Source organism: Pseudomonas sp. SGAir0191 (assembly GCF_002812565.2).
In the GTDB taxonomy this organism is placed as follows: domain Bacteria; phylum Pseudomonadota; class Gammaproteobacteria; order Pseudomonadales; family Pseudomonadaceae; genus Aquipseudomonas; species Aquipseudomonas parafulva_B.
The window spans coordinates 4,572,551-4,592,266 of the sequence record NZ_CP025035.2 but is presented as its reverse complement, the minus strand read 5'-3'; the positions used below and the strand labels follow the sequence as shown (position 1 = coordinate 4,592,266).

The following is a 19,716-nucleotide window of genomic DNA, read 5'->3' as shown; positions in this document are numbered from 1 at the left end:
TACTTCATGAGTCAGGCGTATTTCATTGCCGGAACTGACACCGATGTCGGCAAGACCACCATTGCCGCCGGTCTGCTACACGCAGCGAAGTTGCAGGGGCTGAGCACCTTGGGCGCCAAGCCGGTAGCATCGGGCTGCAACATGACCGCCAAGGGCTTGCGCAACAGCGACGCCCTGGCGCTCATCGACGAAAGCACCATCAAGCTCGCCTACGAGCAGGTCAACCCATTCGCCTTCGAGCCAGCCATCGCCCCCCATGTCGCCGCGCGGGAGGCCGGTGTGACGCTGGCGGTGGCGCAGCTGCTGGCAGACATGCGCACGGTATTGGAGCACCAGGCCGATTTCACCTTGATCGAGGGTGCCGGCGGCTGGCGGGTGCCGCTCTCGGGTCTGGAGAATCTGTCGGACCTGGCGGTTGCATTGAAGCTGCCGGTCATCCTGGTGGTAGGGGTAAGGCTGGGTTGCATCAGCCACGCACTGCTCAGTGCCGAAGCCATCGAGCGTGACGGACTACAGCTCGCCGGATGGGTGGCGAATATTATCGAGCCAAGAACGTCGCGGCTCGAAGATAACCTGGCCAGCCTGGCCGAACGGCTGCCGGCGCCTTGTCTGGGCCGCGTGCCCAAGCTCAAGCAAGCCACGGCAGACAAGGTGGCCGAGCATTTGCAGCTGGACTTGCTGGCATAACCTGCGCGTACCTGCGGTGCGGATGGGGTCGAGCGTATGAAGGTTCCCCGATGCTGGCATGGTCAAGGTCTATCAAGTGGCACCGAGCCATTAGCGATTTAAACGGGTTTTTTTGTGGCTGGCCTGCTTTAATGGGGCCTCACCGTCATCCAGTGTCGATGGAGTCCTGACATGGAAATCACCGGTAGCTCCACTTTTTACGCCGGCCTTGGCGCCATTCACACTGGTCAGAATCGCGTCGACCAGGCCGCCAGCCAGATCGCCAACACCACCGCCGAACGTTCCGCCACCAGTCAATCGAGTGATTTTCAGGCCGAGCGGCTGCGTGCCGTCGACAGAAGTCAGCAAATGGACATGGCCACCAGCACCGTGCAAATGGCCTTGGGCAGAACCGAAGTCGAACTTGGCGCCAAAGTCGTCAAGGCATCCGACGAAATGCTGGGTCGTATCATCGACACCTATGCCTGACGGTCAATAGCGCGTTCTCGCCTGACACGCAACGCTCAGAAGCTTGCACTGCCTCGTTTTCTCTTCTTCGCTCGAAGCGTCCTCGTCCCTGCGGGGACGCGGGCATGTGTGCGGATGGCAGATTCGCCATTTTTCGTGGCGTAAATGGCATCGTGGGGCCTTCTTGACATCCGGCAGCGGTAAACGTAAGTTTCAAACAACTGTTTGATAGACCCTGCCGCGTGTGCCGGTCCCCACAGAACTCACCTAGAGGTTCATCGCCATGCCTGACTACAAAGCCCCCCTGCGTGATATTCGCTTCGTGCGTGACGAACTGCTCGGCTACGAGGCGCACTATCAAAGCCTGCCAGGCTGTCAGGACGCCACGCCCGACATGGTGGACGCGATCCTTGAGGAAGGTGCGAAGTTTTGTGAACAGGTACTGTCGCCGCTCAACCGCGTAGGCGATCAGGAAGGTTGCACCTGGAGCGAGGCGGGCGTGAAGACGCCGACCGGTTTCAAGGAAGCCTACCAGCAGTTCGTCGAAGGCGGCTGGCCAAGCCTGGCGCACGATGTGGAGCATGGTGGTCAGGGCCTGCCCGAGTCGCTGGGCCTGGCCCTGAGCGAAATGGTAGGCGGTGCCAACTGGTCGTGGGGCATGTACCCAGGCTTGTCCCACGGCGCGATGAACACGATCTCGGCCCACGGTACTGCCGAACAGCAGCACACCTACCTGACCAAGCTGGTTTCGGGTGAGTGGACCGGCACCATGTGCCTGACCGAACCCCATTGCGGCACCGACCTGGGCATGCTGCGCACCAAGGCTGAACCCCAGGCCGACGGCAGCTACAAAGTCAGCGGTACCAAGATATTCATTTCGGCCGGTGAGCACGACATGGCCGAGAATATCGTGCACATCGTGCTGGCACGCCTGCCCGATGCACCGGCTGGTACCAAGGGTATTTCCCTGTTCATCGTGCCGAAGTTCCTGCCTAACGCCGAAGGCGCAGCGGGTGAGCGCAACGGTGTGAGCTGCGGCTCCCTTGAGCACAAGATGGGCATCCATGGCAATGCCACCTGTGTGATGAACTTCGACGCAGCCACCGGTTACCTGATTGGCCCGGCCAACAAAGGCCTGAACTGCATGTTCACCTTCATGAACACGGCACGCCTGGGTACTGCGCTGCAGGGCCTGGCCCATGCCGAAGTGGCCTTCCAGGGTGGCTTGAAGTATGCCCGCGAGCGCCTGCAAATGCGCTCGCTGACCGGGCCCAAGGCGCCTGAGAAGGCCGCCGACCCGATCATCGTCCACCCGGATGTGCGTCGTATGCTCTTGACCATGAAGGCCTTCGCTGAGGGTACCCGTGCGATGGTGTACTTCACCGCCAAGCAGGTGGACATCGTCAAGTACAGCCAGGACGAGGAAGAGCGCAAGAAGGCCGATGCCTTGCTGGCGTTCCTGACCCCAATCGCCAAGGCCTTCATGACCGAAGTAGGCTTCGAGGCTGCCAACCATGGGGTTCAGGTCTACGGTGGGCATGGCTTCATCGCCGAGTGGGGCATGGAGCAGAACGTTCGTGACAGCCGTATTTCCATGCTGTACGAGGGCACCACAGGTATCCAGGCCCTGGACTTGCTGGGCCGCAAGGTGCTGATGACCCAAGGCGAGGCCCTCAAGGGCTTCACCAAGATCGTGCACAAGTTCTGCCAGTCGCAGGAAGGCAACGAAGCCGTCAACGAGTTCGTTCAGCCCCTGGCTGCGTTGAACAAGGAATGGGGTGAGTTGACCATGAAGGTAGGCATGGCCGCCATGAAGGACCGTGAGGAAGTGGGCGCGGCCTCGGTGGACTACCTCATGTACTCCGGCTACGCCTGCCTGGCTTACTTCTGGGCCGACATCGCCCGGTTGGCTGCCGAAAAGCTGGCAGCAGGTACCAGTGAAGCGGCGTTCTACACCGCTAAGCTGCAGACGGCACGTTTCTACTTCCAGCGCATCCTGCCGCGCACCCGTACGCATGTGGCTGCCATGCTGTCCGGTGCGGACAACCTGATGGCCATGGACGAAGAACACTTCGGCCTGGCTTACTGATTCACCTCAGGTTGTACGCGAACCGTCTGCTCCGGCAGACGGTTTTTTTATGTCTGGCGCAAGCCAATAGCAAAGGTGCTCAAGTGTACAGGTGAATGGCCGATCAACTAAGGGCACAATGCCACTATTGGTCTGCCAGGTTGGAATTGCCTTTGCTTCGCCTTGACGCTGTTCGCGCAAGCCACTTCGTACCCTCTCTCGTCTTGCTGGGGGCAGGCTTGGCTGCGGCTTACGTCAAGGACCTCAGCGTTTTCTTCACGTCGCTTTTCAATGTTTTGCCAACCCTCGTGCTGTTGATGGGTGGCGCCTACTGCGCGGTATACAGGCGCCAGCGGGAGCTGTTTCTGATGCTCACGGTGTACATCGCCTATTTCCTGCTCGATACCCAGACCGACTTCTACCGGGACAACGGCCGCGTTCGTGAAGATGCTGCCGTGATCTTTCACCTGGTGTGCCTGCTACTACCGGCGTTGTATGGCCTTTATGGCATCTGGCAGGAGCGCACGCATCTGCTCCAGGACCTGGTCGCCCGGTGTGCGGTGCTGGTGGCCACGGCCGCGGTGGCGGCAGGCTTCGAGCAAAGCTTTCCCGAGGCGTTGCTGGCCAGCCTGGCGGAAATCCGCTGGCCAGTCCTGCACGGCCAGTGGATGAGCCTGATTCAGCTGGCCTACCCGGTGTTCATGGGCATGCTGGCGTTACTCGTCGTGCAGTACCTGCGCGCGCCCAGGCCCCTGCATGGCGCCTTGATCGTGGGCCTGATCGGTATTTTCTGGATGCTGCCCAAGACGTTCGTGTTGCCCTTCACGCTTAACATCATGTGCAGTCAGGTCATGCTGATGATTGCCACGGCAGTCGCCCATGAAGCGTACCAGATGGCGTTTCGTGACGAGCTCACCGGGTTGCCGGGCCGTCGCGCGCTCAATGAGCGCATGCAGCGACTAGGGCGCTCCTACGTGATCGCCATGGCCGACGTGGACCATTTCAAGCGCTTCAACGATACCCACGGGCATGATGTCGGCGACCAGGTATTGCGCCTGGTTGCCAGCCGGCTTAGCAAGGTCAAAGGGGGAGGCCGCGCCTATCGCTACGGCGGTGAAGAATTCGCCGTGGTGTTCGCGGGCAAGACGGCCGAGCAGTGCGCGCCGCATCTGGAAGCGGTTCGAGAGGCGATCGCCGGCTATGGCATGCACTTGCGTGACCAAAGTGCGCGTCCGCTGGATGACAACACCGGGCGCCAGCGCCGCGCGGGCAGCAGCGGCGACACGGTTACGGTGACCATCAGCCTGGGTGTGGCCGAGCGGCAGGGCGACAACCGTAGCGTTGATGAGGTGCTCAAGGCTGCCGACCAGGCGCTGTACGCTGCCAAGGCCGCAGGGCGCAACTGCTTGATGGTGCACGGCCTGAGAAACCGTCGGGGAGCGGTGCGGGAAGCGTGACCATTGCTGACTCTACAGTCTGTTGATGACCCTATGTGTCGTAAAAGTTGTTCGGTTACACTGGTTCCACTACCCGTGCTGCGGTGCTCATCGCCGCCCGTCCTGACCAGCGAGAGGTTGTCATGGCTGAATATAAAGCGCCCCTGCGCGACATGCGCTTCGTACTGAATGAAGTCTTCAACGTAGGCCAGCAGTGGGCGCAACTGCCGGGCCTGGCCGAGTTGGTCGATGCCGAAACGGCCATGGCGGTGCTTGAAGAGGCGGGCAAGGTCACTGCACGCAGCATCGCACCGCTTAGCCGCGCTGCCGACGAGGAAGGCTGCCGCTGGGACAATGGCGCGGTGCATACGCCCGCGGGGTTCATCGAAGCCTATGACACCTATGCTCAAGGTGGCTGGGTAGGCGTGGGTGGTGACCCAGCCTTCGGCGGCATGGGCATGCCCAAGGCGGTATCGGCCCAAGTCGAGGAGATGGTCAACGCAGCCAGCTTGTCGTTTGGCTTGTACCCCATGCTCACCGCAGGCGCCTGCCTATCGATCAACGCGCACGCCGACGAGGCGCTCAAGCACACGTATCTGCCGAACATGTATTCAGGAGTGTGGGCAGGCTCCATGTGCCTGACCGAACCCCATGCGGGCACTGACCTTGGCATGATCCGAACCAAGGCCGAGCCTCAGGCTGACGGCAGCTACCGGGTGACCGGCACCAAGATCTTCATCACCGGTGGCGAGCACGACCTGACCGAGAACATCATTCATCTGGTCCTGGCCAAGCTACCGGACGCACCGGCCGGGCCCAAGGGGATCTCCCTGTTTCTGGTCCCCAAATTCCTGGTCAACGACGACGGCAGCCTGGGTGCCCGCAACCCGGCGACCTGCGGGTCCATCGAGCACAAGATGGGTATCCAGGCCTCGGCCACCTGCGTGATGAATTTCGACGAGGCGGTCGGCTACATCGTTGGGGAGCCCAACAAGGGCCTGGCCGCGATGTTCACCATGATGAACTACGAGCGGCTTGGCGTTGGTATACAGGGGCTCGCCTCGGCCGAGCGCTCTTATCAGAACGCTGTCGAATACGCCCGCGATCGCCTGCAAAGCCGTGCGCCTACTGGGCCGCAAGCCAAGGAAAAGCCTGCTGACCCGATCATCGTGCACCCGGATGTGCGGCGCATGCTGCTGACCATGAAGGCGCTGACCGAGGGCGGACGGGCGTTTTCCAGCTACGTGGCCATGCAACTGGACAGCGCCAAATACGCGCAAGACAGTGCCGTACGCAAGCGCAGCGAAGAATTGGTGGCGCTGTTGACCCCTGTGGCCAAGGCATTTCTGACGGACCTGGGCCTTGAGTGCACCCTTCACGGCCAGCAAGTGTTCGGTGGGCACGGGTATATCCGCGAATGGGGGCAGGAGCAACTGGTGCGCGATGTGCGCATTACCCAAATCTACGAAGGTACCAATGGTATCCAGGCGCTGGACTTGATGGGCCGCAAGGTGGTGGCCAGTGGTGGCGCGTACTACCAGTTGTTCTCCGACGAAGTGCGTCAGTTCATTGCCGGTGCCGGGGCTGACATGGCTGCGTTTACCGCTCCACTAGGCGCCGCGCTCGACCAGCTGGACGGAGTGACCGACTGGGTGCTGCAACAAGCCAAGGGCAATCCGAACGAGATCGGGGCAGCGTCGGTTGAATATCTGCATGCCTTCGGCTATGTCGCCTATGCCTACATGTGGGCATTGATGGCCCAGGCTGCCCTGGCAGGCGAGGGTGATGAAGCGTTCTACCAAGGCAAGCTCGGCACGGCACGCTTCTATTTTGCTCGCTTGCTGCCGCGCGTCGACTCGCTCATCGCCTCGGTCAAGGCGGGTAGCGAAACGCTGTACCTGCTGGATGCGGAGCAGTTCTAAGACTGGCGCAGATGTTGAATACGGCCGTAGCTAAGGGCGCCCGCTTCAGGGTGGGCGCCATTACAAAGGGTGGAGATAGGAATGATTACCCTTTGTAAGCCTTTTCCTACAGCACGTGGTGACTTTTCACCACTGTTCTCAGATTGGATCCAGGGTTATCTTTATTCCATGGACGTTGCGCAGGAAGCGCATAGGACAGATCACGGAAGACGACGAAGGATTTCCTGCCAGGATGGTGGGGCGATACGGATGTCACAGGGAAACAGTCTGAAGAACCCCGCCTCGGCGGGGTTTTTCTTGTGCGTCACGTTCAGCCCAGTGCATCGAGTGGCGAAGCCGCCGGTCCACGCAAGTCAGTCTCTTCTTCGAGCAGGCCACGCAGAAGTTCTATTGAGGCCTGCTGACGCTGAGCGTCACGGAACACCAGTCCTACCTTTAAGGGCACCCTGGGTTCACTCAACGGCTTCCACAGTAGCCCTTGCTGCGCCTGTTCGGCTTCCTTGGCCCGCCCCGGCAGGATGGTCGCCAGTGAGGTGTGCGACAGGCTGTCGAGAATGCCTGCCATGTTATTCATTTCTGCCTGAACCTGCGGGCGACGACCTTGGCTGGCCAGCTGTGCCTGCCAGATCTGACGCATCTGGAATTCCTCGCCCAGCATCAGCATGGGCAGTTCCGCCGCCTGGCGGATCGACACCTTCTTGAAGTCCTTGAGCGGGTGGGTCGCTGGGATGACCAACTGCAATTCGTCCTCGTACAACAAAACGCCATGCAGCCCAGGTTGGCGCGCGGGCAGGTAGCTGATGCCGATGTCCAGCGTGCCGCTGATCAGGCGCTTCTCGATTTCCAACCCCGACAACTCATAGATCTGCACTACCAGGTGCGGCTGGGCCTTGCGCAGTCGTTCCAGAAGCTGCGGTACCAGGCTCGGCCGAACCGTTTGCAAGACGCCGATCGCCAGGGTTCGCAGTGCCTGCCCTTTGAAGTTTCGCATCGCCTCATGGGCCCTTTGCAAGCCATCGAGCAAGGGCAGGGCATGGTTGTACAAGGTGTGCGCCGCCAGTGTAGGCAGCAGGCGCTTGTTACTGCGCTCGAACAGGCTCAGGTCCAGGCCATGCTCGAGCTGGCGAATCTGCTGGGACAGGGCCGGTTGAGACAATGACAGGCGCTCGGCGGCACGCCCGACATGGCCTTCTTCGTAGACCGCGACGAAATAACGCAGTTGGCGAAAATCCATAAGTTCTACTTATTGAAAATACTGCTAAATCGAAATGTCGGAATCGGCGTTCGGCGCCTAGTCTATCGCGGTATAACAACGGGTTACAGGCTTCACGAGGACCTCATCCTTACCACGGTCTGACTCCCTATCCATAGGCACGGCATTTCACCTCCATTAAGGCCGTTCCAGCCCTGCCCATCATCCAAGCGTGCATAACTTCGATGAACCTGTTCAACCTTCGCCGTCCAGCGCGTGCTGTCGGAATTGAAACGTTGTCTGAGCCAGCACGCGCTCGGCCTCGTATCGATGCCACGGCCCCTGACTCACCTGTTTTCATCAGAGGGCAAGGCGCGTGGCTTTGGGACGACCAAGGCCAAGCCTGTCTGGACTTCAACCAAGGCGACGGGGTCAACACGCTGGGGCACAGCCCCGAGTCGATCGTCAAGGCGGTGGCGAACCAGGCTCAGGCTTTGATCAATCCGGGTGTGGGGCGCTCGCACGAGGGCGTTCTGGCATTGAGCGACCAGCTCTGCCAAGCGACCGGGAGTGAACGTGCCCTGCTTTTCGACAGCGCGGCACAGGCACATGAAGCCGCTATTCGCCTGGCTCGCCACTGGGGTGAACGCCACCGCCACGGCGCGGGCCATATCATCGTTGCCCGCCAGGGCGGGGAAGACGTGTACGGTGCGCCTGTGGCCAGCAGTGCAAGCCATACCAAAACGGAACGCGCCCATCTGAGCCATGTGCCGTTCAATGACCTGGCTGCACTGCACGCCGCAGTCGAGTCGCGCACGGTAGCCATCGTGTTGGAACCATTGCAAAGCCAGGGTGCGATCGTTCTTGCAACCGCCGAATACCTCAAGGGCGCTGAGGCCCTTTGCCGCGAGCTGGGCATTCTGCTGATTCTTGATGAAGCGCGCACAGGCATGGGCCGCTGCGGTGCATTGCTGGCCGAAACCCTGTACGGCGTGCAAGCCGACATCTTGGTGCTGGGTGCCGGCCTTGGTGGGGGTGTGCCACTTGCCGCTGTGCTGGTGCGCAACAGCGCTTGCTGCGCGCCGTTGGCAGGGCTGCCGGATGCCCGGTACAGCAATGCGGTGACGGCCGCAGCAGGCCTGGCAGTCCTGAAGACGGTGCTGGATGCAGGCTTTCTCGAGCACGTGCAGGACACTGGCCGTCATCTACGTGAGGGACTTAGCCGCCTGGCGGGCCGCTTTGGCCAGGGCCAGGTCTGCGGGAGTGGGCTGTTGTGGACGTTGCAGCTCAATGATCCCCTGGCACGGGCGCTGGAGCGTGCGGCATTGCAAGAGTGCCTGCTGGTCGGTGCGCCCCAGGCCGATGTGCTGCGGTTCTCGCCGGCGCTAACGGTGACCCGCGGCAATGTCGACGAAATGCTGTTGAGGCTTTCGCGCGCGTTCGCGCGACTGCACGCTGTCCAGGCCTCGGGACGAAAGATGCCCGCCTAGGCCACCCACGTAAAACCGAACCGTCTGGCGTTTCTGCGCACCGCCCCGGGCCTGTCACATTCGGCCCTGGGCGTTTTTTTTGCCTGTGGAACCTCTGCAAGCGGCGGCGAGTCTGTGATGTAACCCCTTACGGAGAGACTCGCATGGACATTATCCGGATTATCATCGCAATCATTCTGCCGCCCTTGGGCGTGTTTCTGCAGGTGGGGTTTGGTGGAGCCTTCTGGCTGAACATTCTGCTGACCTTGCTGGGCTATATCCCAGGCATCGTGCACGCGGTGTACATCATCGCCAGGCGCTGAATTCCGTGCGGCTCACGGATAGCCGTGAGCCGCCGGCTCAATGCTGCTCAAGCACCTTGCAGTAGAATCGCCATTCCTGATCGAGCGCATGCTCCAGGTTACGGGCCTTGCGAAACCCGTGCCGCTCGCCCTCGTAGAAATGTGCCTGGGCTTCGATGCCATTGGCATTGAGCGCTGCGAGCATGGCGCGGGTCTGCTCTGGCACCACGACCGCATCCAGTTCCCCTTGAAAGAACACCACCGGCACCTTGATTCGCTCGGCGTGCAGCAGCGGCGTGCGCTGCCGGTAGCGCTCGGCATCCTGGACCGGATCACCGATCAGCCAGTCCAGGTAGTCACCCTCGAACTTGTGCGTGGCACGCGCCAGTGCCACCGGGTCGCTGACGCCATACAGGCTCGCGCCTGCCCGGAACACGTCCGTGAACGCCAGTGCGCAAAGAGCGGTGTAGCCGCCGGCGCTGCCGCCCCGGATGAACACCTGGGTCCTGTCGATCAGGCCATCGGCAGCCAGACGCTCGACGGCTGAGCAGGCATCTTCTACATCGCTTTGGCCCCAACGCAGGTGCAGGGCATGGCGGTACTCACGGCCATAGCCACTACTGCCGCGGTAGTTGAGGTCGGCAACGGCGAAACCTCGGTGAGTCCAGAACTGGATTCTCGGGTCGAGCACGGGATAGCAGGCCGAGGTCGGGCCGCCATGAACGAAGACGATCAGCGGCGATGGCGTGATACTGCCGGCAGCCGGATAGAAAAAGCCATGGGCCAGCGCCTCTCCAGCCCCGCAATGAAATGACTGGGGCAAGCTGATCCGATGCGCCGGTAATACCTCGGCGCCACCGGCCAGTACGCTCACTTCATGGGTGTCACGGGCAATCGCAATGACCGCCGCAGGGCTGATGGGCGAGGCGGCGATGGCATACACGCAGGTGGCGTCCATGGCCAGGTGGCGAAAGCGGGTGTAGGCGCTGGCGAATCGCTCGCTGCGACCATCGAGCGTGCGCAGACCCAGTTGCCCGAAACCTGCTTCGAACCAAGTGGCCAGGTAATGCTGTGGCCCGAGTGCCAGCCAGGTACTGGCACCCAGTTGCCACGGTGCTGCGGCATGGTCGGCAGGCTCGCTTGCCAACGCTTGCCAGCTGCCATCAAGCTCACCCCACGGCTGCCAGAAACCATTGCGATCGGACAGGCAGTACAGGCGGTTAGCCGTATCGAAGCGAGGTTGCTGCAGCGATTCACCGCCCGCTGCTACCGTTTGCGCTGCCCCCCATTGGCCGCTGGCCTCGCGACGGCAGGTCATCAGCCGCGTTACCGTCCACGGCTGCGCCGGGCGGTCCCATTCGATCCAGGCCAGGCGCTGCCCGTCCGGGCTGACCGTGGGCGAGGCGTAGAAATCGGCGCCTTCGGCCAGCACCTGACGCGTCCCCTCGGCCAAAGCCACCAGGCGGTGCTCCACGGTTTCGCCATGGCGCTCTTCCACAGCCAGGGCCTGCCCGCCATGCCATTGCACATCGCCATAGCGGCAGGCGGGGTCCTGGGTAAGGGGGCGCGGCGGCGTGTTGTCCAAGGGCTGGGTGTAAACCTGCTGGTCCTTTTCGTTGACGAACACGAGTCCGTCCCCGCCCAGGCAGAAACTGCCCCCACCATATTCGTAGACACGGCTGCGTACACTGAAGCCGTCCGGGGTCAGGCAACGTGCCTGGTGATGATGCCAGTGCCAGATGCGGCAAGCGTCGTCGGCCGGCCGAAATTCGACCCAGAACAGGCCGGCATCACCGACCTTGAGTTCGGCGAAATCGGTGCCGGCAGCGACGGCCTGGGCGGCGGTGAACTCAGCCTCGGGCGATGACACGGGAGTTTCGTTCATTTCGGAAAGTCATCTGATCTATGGCGAGGTCGGCGCTTTGCGCCTGCTCGCGGGCCTTGAGGATCAAGCCATGGTCGGGCGACTTGGCACATACCGGGTCTGCATTGCTGGCATCACCGGTGAGCATGAAGGCCTGGCAGCGGCAGCCACCAAAGTCCTTCTCCTTTTCATCGCAGGAGCGGCAGGGTTCCGGCATCCACTGGTAGCCACGGAAGCGGTTGAAACCGAACGACTCATACCAGATGTGTCGCAGGTCATGCTCACGCACGCTGGGGAACTGCACCGGCAACTGACGGGCCCCATGGCATGGCAGGGCGGTGCCGTCGGGGGTGATGGTCAGGAACAGGTTGCCCCAGCCGTTCATGCAGGCCTTGGGCCGCTCTTCGTAGTAGTCCGGCGTGACGAAGATCAGCTTGCACGGGTTGCCTTCGGCCTTGAGCTTGTCGCGGTACTCGTTGGTAATCCGCTCGGCCCGCTCCAGCTGATCACGGGTGGGCAACAGCCCAACCCGGTTAAGGTGCGCCCAACCGTAGAACTGGCACGTGGCCAGTTCGACGAAATCCGCATCCAGGGCGATGCACAACTCGATGATGCGGTCGATCTTGTCGATGTTGTGCCGGTGGGTGACGAAGTTGAGCACCATGGGGTAACCATGGGCCTTCACGGCGCGGGCCATTTCCAACTTCTGTGCGAACGCCTTTCGGGAACCGGCCAGCAGGTTGTTCACCTGCTCGTCGCTGGCCTGGAAGCTGATCTGGATATGGTCCAGGCCGGCCTGCTTGAAGGCGGCGATGCGCGCCTCGGTCAAGCCGATACCCGAGGTAATCAGGTTGGTGTAGTACCCTAGCCGGCGGGCCTCGGCGATCAGCTCGGCGAGGTCCTGGCGAACCAGCGGCTCGCCCCCGGAAAACCCAATCTGCGCAGCGCCCATCTCGCGGGCCTGGGCCATGACCTTGAACCACTGCGCAGTGCTCAGTTCCTGGCCCTGGGCTGCGAAATCCAGGGGGTTGGAGCAATAGGGGCACTGCAGCGGGCAGCGGTAGGTCAACTCGGCCAGCAGCCACAGCGGCAGGCCGACCTCGGGCGTGGGCGGTAGCTCAGGCAAGCTCGATCCAGTGTTCGGCACGGGCCACCTCCATGAACTGCTCGATGTCGTCGGCCACTTCCGGCACATCGGGGAATTGCTGCTGGAGTGCGTCGATGATGGCTGCCACATCGCGCTGGCCGTCGATCAATCCCCCGATCAGGCTGGCGCTTTCGTTGAGCTTGATCATGCCTTCAGGGTAGAGCAGTACATGGCCTTTCTGGGCAGGCTCGTACTGGAAGCGGTAACCCTGGCGCCACCTGGGCACTTGCTGACGATCGAATTTCATAGAGTGATTCCTTTATGCCACACCCGCTCCTGGGTGACGGAGTGATAGGGCGGCCGGTTCAGCTCATAGGCCATGCTCATGGCATCGAGCATGCTCCACAGGATGTCCAGCTTGAACTGGAGGATTTCCAGCATACGCTGCTGCCCAGCCCAGGTGGTGTAGTGCTGCAAGGTAATGGCCAGGCCATGCTCAACGTCGCGGCGAGCCTGGCCAAGGCGCGTGCGGAAATACGCGTAGCCTGCCGGGTCGATCCAGGGGTAGTGCTGCGGCCAGCTGTCCAGGCGTGATTGGTGGATCTGCGGGGCGAAGAGCTCGGTCAGCGAGCTGCTGGCCGCTTCCTGCCAACTGGCGCGACGGGCAAAATTCACGTAGGCATCCACGGCAAAGCGCACCCCCGGCAATACCAATTCCTGTGAGCGCAACTGCTCAGGGTCAAGGCCAACCGCCTGGCCCAGGCGCAGCCAGGCTTCGATGCCGCCGTCCTCACCAGGTGCGCCATCGTGGTCGAGCAAGCGCTGTATCCACTCCCGGCGTACCTCGCGATCCGGGCAATTGGCCAGGATGGCGGCGTCCTTCATCGGGATGTTGACCTGGTAATAGAAGCGGTTGGCTACCCAACCCTGGATCTGTTCGCGGGTAGCACGGCCTTCATACATGGCTACGTGGTAGGGATGGTGAATGTGGTAGTAGGCGCCCTTGGCGCGCAGGGCCTGCTCGAACTCGGCAGGGGACATTGGCAGTGCATCGCTCATTCGGCTGGCTCCTGGAAGGCGGGGGTGGCGGGCAGGCCCGTTACAACTCGATGCTCATGCCGTCGAAGGCTACTTCCACACCGCGGCGCAGCACTTCGGCGCGCTCGGGTGAGTCTTCGTCGAGAATCGGGTTGGTGTTGTTGATGTGGATGAGCACTTTGCGCTGGCGCGCAAAGCCGTCGAGCACTTCGAGCATGCCGCCGGCGCCGTTCTGGGCCAGGTGTCCCATTTCACGGCCGGTACGCGTGCCCACCCCGCGGCGCTGCATCTCGTCGTCCTCCCACAAGGTGCCATCGACCAGCAGACAATCGGCGCCTTGCATCATCTCCAGCAACTGCTCGTCCACCTGGCCAAGGCCCGGGGCATAGAACAGCTTGCCACCGGTGCGGGTGTCCTCGACCAGCAGGCCAAGGTTGTCGCCTGGGTGCGGGTCGAAGCGGTGTGGGGAATAGGGCGGTGCCGCACTGCGCAGCGGGAAAGGGGTGAACCGCAGGTTAGGGCAGGCCTGGATGACGAAACTGCCTTCAAGCTCGATTCGGTTCCATTGCAGGCCGCCGTTCCAGTGGCTGAGCATGGTGAACAGCGGAAAGCCGGTGGTCAGGTCCTGGTGGACCATATCCGTGCACCACACCGAGTGCGGGCAACCTTCGCGCAGGCTGAGCAGGCCAGTGGTGTGATCGATCTGGCTGTCTAGCAGGATGATGGCGTCTATGCCGGTATCGCGCAGACCTCGGGCAGGCTGCATGGGCGCGAAGGCCTGGAGCTGTGCACGAATGTCTGGCGAAGCGTTGCACAACACCCAATGCACACCGTCATCGGATAGGGCGATGGATGACTGGGTGCGGGCAGTGGCCCGCAGGGTACCGTCCCTGAAGCCCTTGCAGTTGACGCAGTTGCAGTTCCACTGCGGAAACCCGCCACCGGCGGCCGAGCCGAGAACCTGGATATACATGGGTGCTCTCTATGCTGTGCGGAAAGTCATGTCCAAAAAACGAAAACGCCCCGGCAGGCCGAGGCGTCGTACCCTAAGCCGTGCTTAGCGGTTGGCGAAGTACATGGTGACTTCGAAGCCGATACGCAGGTCAGTGTATGCAGGTTTGGTCCACATGGGATTACTCCTTCCGAATGGGTTTGAGGAACGCTTGACTACTACTTGGGTACCGCCATAGGCAGGAGGTTCCCTGAATCAGGGTTGCGCTATCTTACAAGAAAACCGTTCATCCGAAGACTGTGTATCAGGAAAGTAGCGTTGCACCAGGTGCAACAATCTCGCGCTGCTGCGCCTGAAAGTCAGGTGGCGCGGCAGCGTTGGCCAGACAGGTCCAGGGCGCCTGCCCATCGAGCAATGCATCCTGTAGCCTTTCCAGATCATGCTGCCGCACGTTGAGGATAGCCTTGCGTACGTCATCTAGCGTCCGGGGTTGTGTAGCCAGGTGTGTCTGCCAGGCCCACTCCACAACCTCGACATTGCTCATGACCACTTCATCGAACTGATCGGCCAGCAGTTGCTGCGAGGGAACGTCCAGCGTGACGCGCTCGCGCAATAGCGTGACCACCTGTTCCAGAATCATGTCCGGGCTGGCGTGAGGCGATTGAACGCCGATCATCAGCCCGTGCACCCCCTCCACCTGGCGCAAGGCGCTGAACACCGCATAGCCCAGTTGCAGCTCGACCCGCAGACGTTGATAGACAGGGCCTTGCAGCAGGTGAGCCAGCAGCCTGCCCGCTGCCTCCATGCCCGCTGGCAGAGGGCAGAACACCAGCAAGGCATGTTCGCTGCCGTACCCGCCCACCGTGTACCAACGACGGGTGAGCGGCGGAACGGGAACAGGCGCGCCGCCATGGCCGGGCAGGCCTTGCAGGACGGCTGACAGTGCCTGCTGTGCATCTGCATCGAAACCGACGGCCAACCCGTGCCAGGTGGCCTGCTGCCAGAGCCTGTCGAGTTGGCGCTGGCTCTGTCGTGACCCGGCCACCGCTTGCACGTCGAGGCCTGCCACGGCGTTTGGCAACTGTTCGAGCAATGCCCTGATGGGCATGGGTTCACTGGGTGGTCCAGTACAGTCAGACCAACAGTCGGCCGGCGGGGCCTTCAACAAGGGCAGGGCAATCCCGATGGCGGTGACCACGGCCGAGGCTACGCCTGCACAGCCCAGCTCCCATCCCTGGCCCGCGCTGCTGAACTGTAGCTGTACCGAGGCGCGCTCACAGCGCGCTTTGAGTGGGGCAAGGGCTTGGTCCAGAACAGCATGCAGTGATTCCTTCAAAGCAAGGGGCACATGCCAGCGTACAAGCAGGGCGGCGTGCTGACGCGCGGTGGGCAAGGCGTCGCTAATGCTCAGCCCGCCGGGTAACGAACACTCACCGGCTTCAGGCAACCGCGTGTGCAGCAATGGCTCGCTCGAAGGGAACTGCCAGCGGCCCAGGTCGGAACGTGGCAAGCTCGCCAGAAGCGCAGTAAAGGCGTGCTGCCCTTGTGTATCAAGCGCGGTGAAGGGAAGCCCTGCGCTGTCCCTGCGTGCCAGCTCCATGGCGCTGGCGCTGTGCTCACGGCGCCTTTGCAAGCGCCCGAATTCTCGATTGAGCTGCGCAAAATCCGCGTTCTGCATGTATCCGAACCAGCCGTGCAGCAGGGCCATGGCCTGCCCAGTTGGCATACCGGCGCCCGGCGTCAGGTCGATGTGCCAGAGCAGCTGCCCGGCAAAGGCATAGAGCGTTTCCACCTTGATGGCCTGCAATCCGCAGTGCTGGCGCGCGGCCGCGAGCCACATGCCGGGGCGACTGTCGTTCAGACAACTGATCAGCAGCGCCAGGGCGTGTTCAGCGCCGACCGGCATCTGTTCATGGGCGAACAGTTGCCGGTTGCAGCTTGTGCCCAGTGGGGGTGGAGGGCGCTGTAGCACGCGCGTGCCGCTGGCGAACAGTCGAGCGGGTTGTACGGCCAACTGTTCCAGCTCATCCAGGGACTGAGGGCCGCTCACCGCCAGCACCATCTGGCCGCCCTGATAATAGCGTCGGTGAAACTCGCTCAGCGCTCGCTGGAAGGCGGGGTCTTGCAGCGGCAAGGTATAACGGTTACCGGCCTGGAAGGCCCGCAACGGATGCCCCGGCGCCACGGATTGCAGCAAGGCATGATGCGCCTGGGCCTGGCGGCTACGCGACCAGGCGATGAATTCGGCGTGGATCACTTCGCGCTCGTCGCGTTGGCGGGCGATGGCCAGGTCCGGCTCGGCCAGCATCTGGCACAGCCGCATCAAACCGCCCGCCAAAGCTGTGGGCGGGGTTTCGAAGAAGAAGTCCGTCGTCCGCTCGCGGGTACTGGCATTGACCTGGCCGCCGAGCGCCTGCACGTAGCGCATCAGGCCATCTTCCAGGGGATAACGCGTTGTGCCCAGAAAGAACAGGTGCTCGAGAAAATGCGCCAGCCCAGGCCATTTGGCAGGGGCATCATGGCTGCCCGCGTGCACCCTGAGCGCCGCCGCCGCGCGCTTGAGACGAGGGGCGTGGCGCAGGGTGAGCTGCAGGCCGTTGGCAAGGGTGAGCTGGCGGATGGTGTCAGGCATGGGGGCTCCGTGTGGTCCGACCATGCTAGCCTGCAAGCGTTGCGCTGTCAGTGATCCTGCTGGGGCGTTCGTCCGTGTAAGGCCTGACGCAGGTCGGTGAGGTAGGGGAAGGCCCGACGGCCCTGCACCACGGCTTGCTGTTCCAGCTCGGCCAGCAGCAGGCACTCTTCATGGCCTGCCATGCGCAATACGCCGCCATCCGGGCCGACGATGCTGCTTTGTCCGCAATAGGCGATGGCGTCTTCTGCGCCGCAGTAGTTGGCATACACCAGGTAACACTGGTTTTCCTGAGCCCGTGCCCGCACCGTCACCTGGCAAACGAAGTCGTAGGGCTGCATGTTGGCCGTCGGGACCAGGATCAGTTCAGCGCCGGCCAAGGCCAGCCGACGGGCATTTTCCGGGAACTCGATGTCGTAGCAAATCAGCAGGCCGACTTTCCAGCCGTCCAGCTCGACGACCGGAAAGTGATCCGGCCCTTGCTCGAACATCGTGCGATCGAGCTCGCCGAACAGGTGCGTCTTGCGGTAGTTGCAAAGGCGGCGGCCATCGGCAGCGATCAATTGCACACTGTTGAAAACGGCACCGTTCGGATCCCGTTCCGGATAGCCGTAGGCGATGGCGATACCGCAGGTGCGCGCGGTCTGCACGATGTGCTGTGCTGACGGGCCATCGCAGGCTTCGGCCAGTTGCTGCACTTGAGGCGAGCCGATGTTGTAGCCGGTCAGGAACATTTCAGGGCAAACCAGCAATGACGCGCCCTGGCCGGCTGCCAACTGAGCCTGATCGCGCAACCGCTGCAGGTTGCCGGGCACATCCAGCGGGCCAGGCAGGGCTTGGAACAAGGCTATGCGCATGACAGCTCCTGGGTCAGTCGGCCAGCGCGATCGGGCCGATCTCGTCGAACACATCGCCCGGCCCCGGGTTCTCGGGGTGGGTGTGCCCGCCGAAGTGATTGATGATACCCCACACCGCATTGAGCGAAGTCTGCACGGCGCCTTCCACCCAGGCAGGCGTCCACGACACATCGTCGCCAGCAATGAAGATGCCGCGTTGCTCGGCGGGCATGTCCTTTTGCATGAAGTGGGCGTACATGCGTTGGTTGTAGCGGTAATGACCCGGCAAGGCGCCCTTGAAGGCACCGAGGAAATACGGGTCCGCTTCCCACGAAACGGTGATCGGGTCGCCAATGATGTGGCCGGCGATGTCGGTTTTCGGATAGATCTTCTTCAGCGCGTCCAAGGCCAGCTGCACGCGTTTCTCCACCGGGTGCGGCAGCATCTTCAAGGCATCGCTCATCCAGGCATAGGACAGGCAGATGACCCCCGGCTTGTCGTCGCCGTTATCGAACAGGTACGTGCCGCGGGTCAGGCGGTCGGTCAGGGTCATGCTCAGCAGGTCGCGGCCGGTTTCCGGGTCCTTGTCCTTCCAGAACGGCCTGTCGACCATGACGAAGGTTTTCGACGACTGCATGTAGCGGGTACGGTCCAGTGCCATCCACATTTTCTGGGAAAACAGCGATTCTTCGCAGTCGATCTGGGTGGTCAGTAACCACGTCTGGCAGGTGGCGAGCACAGCGCCGTAGTGGCGGGTGTCCCCCCAGTTGTCGGTGACGGCCAGGCGGCCATCGGCAGCGCGTTGGATCCGCTTGACCCCGGTGCGGGGTGCGCCGCCATGCAGGGAACGCAAGCTGGTGCCCTCGGGCCAATGGGCGCAGCGCTCGGGCCGATGGCGCCAGATACCCTGCGGTACCTGCTCCACGCCGCCCACGATCAGATGCTGGTGGTCGTCGCAGTTGGTCATGACCACCCGGAAGATCTCCAGCATCGAGTTGGGGAAGTCCGAGTCCCAACCGCCTGTGCCGAAGCCCACTTGGCCGAATACTTCCCGGTGCAGAAAACTGAGCTTGGCGAACGAGCGCGAGGTGGCGACGAAGTCGTAGAAGGTGCGGTCGTCCCACAGCGGTACGAGTTTGTTCCACAGCGCCTTTAGGCGTGGTACATCGCGATCACGGATGGCTTGCTGGATATCGGCGAATTGCGCACCGCTTTCCAACGCGTCAGCCCAGGCATCAGCCACCTCATGGAACAGCTTGGGAAGATCGGCAGGGGTTTCGGCGTAGTAGGTTTGCCCTTCGAGGTCGATCACCGTGCTGCTGGAGGCCGAGCTCAATGGGTTAGGAAAGGGCTTGGTCTGCAACCCCAGTTTGTCCACGTAGTGATAGAACGCCGTGGACGACACCGGAAAGCGCATGCCACCCAACTCGGCGACGATGCCATCGGTGCCATTGAAGGCTTGCGAGCGCAGCCGGCCACCCAGCTTCGAGGCTTCGTACACCACTGGCTTGAGCCCCAGTTTCATGAGCTCGTAGGCGGCCACCAGGCCGGCGATTCCGGCGCCGATGATGGCGACTTCCTCGCCGTGGCGTTGCGCCGGAATCGTGCCCAGGCCCGCCGGATGCTCCAGCCAGTCATCGAAGGCGAATGGGAAGTCAGGGCCGAAAATGGTGATGGGTTTCTTGCCGTCGTCAGGGTGCCGGTTGTTCTTGTTCATTGAAGGACCTTGCCAGAGCGGCTGCGCGATGTGCTGAGCCTGAGTATAGGAGACGTCTGGCGGTCATTTT

17 protein-coding genes are annotated in these 19,716 nt (G+C 62.3%); 7 read left to right on the top strand and 10 right to left on the bottom strand.

Going from position 1 to position 19,716, the window contains the following annotated elements:
* Positions 1-6: 6 nt before the first annotated feature.
* The 5 genes from bioD to CWR53_RS20590 all read left to right on the top strand — a co-directional run bounded on the left by bioD (position 7) and on the right by CWR53_RS20590 (position 6,560).
* Positions 7-687: a dethiobiotin synthase gene (gene bioD / locus CWR53_RS20610; RefSeq protein WP_100852369.1), complete on the top strand. Its 681-nt coding sequence runs from the start codon at positions 7-9 to the stop codon at positions 685-687.
* 171 nt (positions 688-858) lie between these two features.
* Positions 859-1,155 (top strand): hypothetical protein, encoded by a 297-nt coding sequence (locus CWR53_RS20605; RefSeq protein WP_058603011.1) that lies wholly within the window; start codon positions 859-861, stop codon positions 1,153-1,155.
* A 262-nt stretch (positions 1,156-1,417) separates the two neighbouring features.
* Complete coding sequence (locus CWR53_RS20600; protein ID WP_058603012.1) at positions 1,418-3,223, top strand: phenylacyl-CoA dehydrogenase; 1,806 nt, start codon at positions 1,418-1,420, stop codon at positions 3,221-3,223.
* A gap of 152 nt (positions 3,224-3,375) precedes the next feature.
* Positions 3,376-4,659, top strand: a complete 1,284-nt coding sequence (locus tag CWR53_RS20595) for a diguanylate cyclase (protein ID WP_058603013.1) — start codon at positions 3,376-3,378, stop codon at positions 4,657-4,659.
* A 122-nt stretch (positions 4,660-4,781) separates the two neighbouring features.
* Positions 4,782-6,560, top strand: coding sequence for an acyl-CoA dehydrogenase C-terminal domain-containing protein (locus tag CWR53_RS20590; RefSeq protein ID WP_058603014.1), 1,779 nt, complete (start codon positions 4,782-4,784; stop codon positions 6,558-6,560).
* Positions 6,561-6,870: 310 nt separating this feature from the next.
* Here the strand turns inward: CWR53_RS20590 and CWR53_RS20585 are convergent, their stop codons facing one another.
* Entirely contained in the window at positions 6,871-7,794 is a 924-nt protein-coding gene (locus CWR53_RS20585) for a LysR family transcriptional regulator (RefSeq protein ID WP_058603015.1), read from the bottom strand.
* 203 nt (positions 7,795-7,997) lie between these two features.
* Here CWR53_RS20585 and CWR53_RS20580 point away from each other — a divergent pair, with 203 nt between their 5' ends.
* Both CWR53_RS20580 and CWR53_RS20575 read left to right on the top strand, forming a co-directional pair.
* Positions 7,998-9,242 (top strand): aminotransferase class III-fold pyridoxal phosphate-dependent enzyme, encoded by a 1,245-nt coding sequence (locus CWR53_RS20580; RefSeq protein ID WP_100852368.1) that lies wholly within the window; start codon positions 7,998-8,000, stop codon positions 9,240-9,242.
* Between the two features lie 143 nt (positions 9,243-9,385).
* Complete coding sequence (locus tag CWR53_RS20575) at positions 9,386-9,544, top strand: YqaE/Pmp3 family membrane protein (RefSeq protein ID WP_023532725.1); 159 nt, start codon at positions 9,386-9,388, stop codon at positions 9,542-9,544.
* Positions 9,545-9,581: 37 nt separating this feature from the next.
* Here the strand turns inward: CWR53_RS20575 and CWR53_RS20570 are convergent, their stop codons facing one another.
* From CWR53_RS20570 to CWR53_RS20530, 9 genes are all read right to left on the bottom strand, one after another.
* Complete coding sequence (locus tag CWR53_RS20570; protein WP_100852367.1) at positions 9,582-11,408, bottom strand: S9 family peptidase; 1,827 nt, start codon at positions 11,406-11,408, stop codon at positions 9,582-9,584.
* Positions 11,374-12,534, bottom strand: a complete 1,161-nt coding sequence (pqqE, locus tag CWR53_RS20565) for a pyrroloquinoline quinone biosynthesis protein PqqE (protein ID WP_100852366.1) — start codon at positions 12,532-12,534, stop codon at positions 11,374-11,376. The genes CWR53_RS20570 and pqqE overlap by 35 nt, the downstream gene beginning before the upstream one ends.
* Entirely contained in the window at positions 12,506-12,781 is a 276-nt protein-coding gene (gene pqqD / locus CWR53_RS20560; RefSeq protein ID WP_058603019.1) for a pyrroloquinoline quinone biosynthesis peptide chaperone PqqD, read from the bottom strand. Before pqqD ends, pqqE begins: the two co-directional genes overlap by 29 nt.
* Positions 12,778-13,533 (bottom strand): pyrroloquinoline-quinone synthase PqqC, encoded by a 756-nt coding sequence (gene pqqC, locus CWR53_RS20555; protein ID WP_023532576.1) that lies wholly within the window; start codon positions 13,531-13,533, stop codon positions 12,778-12,780. Before pqqC ends, pqqD begins: the two co-directional genes overlap by 4 nt.
* 40 nt (positions 13,534-13,573) lie before the next feature.
* Positions 13,574-14,485 carry a pyrroloquinoline quinone biosynthesis protein PqqB gene (pqqB, locus tag CWR53_RS20550; RefSeq protein ID WP_058639101.1) on the bottom strand — a complete coding sequence of 304 codons (912 nt, stop codon included), beginning with the start codon at positions 14,483-14,485 and terminating at the stop codon, positions 13,574-13,576.
* A gap of 84 nt (positions 14,486-14,569) precedes the next feature.
* Positions 14,570-14,641: a pyrroloquinoline quinone precursor peptide PqqA gene (gene pqqA, locus CWR53_RS20545; protein WP_003243383.1), complete on the bottom strand. Its 72-nt coding sequence runs from the start codon at positions 14,639-14,641 to the stop codon at positions 14,570-14,572.
* Positions 14,642-14,768: 127 nt separating this feature from the next.
* On the bottom strand, positions 14,769-17,096 hold the full coding sequence (gene pqqF / locus CWR53_RS20540; protein ID WP_100852365.1) for a pyrroloquinoline quinone biosynthesis protein PqqF: 2,328 nt from the start codon (positions 17,094-17,096) through the stop codon (positions 14,769-14,771).
* 47 nt (positions 17,097-17,143) lie between these two features.
* Complete coding sequence (locus tag CWR53_RS20535; RefSeq protein WP_100852364.1) at positions 17,144-17,950, bottom strand: carbon-nitrogen hydrolase family protein; 807 nt, start codon at positions 17,948-17,950, stop codon at positions 17,144-17,146.
* A 13-nt stretch (positions 17,951-17,963) separates the two neighbouring features.
* A complete protein-coding gene (locus tag CWR53_RS20530) occupies positions 17,964-19,646 on the bottom strand; it encodes an NAD(P)/FAD-dependent oxidoreductase (protein ID WP_058603023.1) in 1,683 nt (560 codons plus the stop codon).
* Positions 19,647-19,716: the final 70 nt, after the last annotated feature.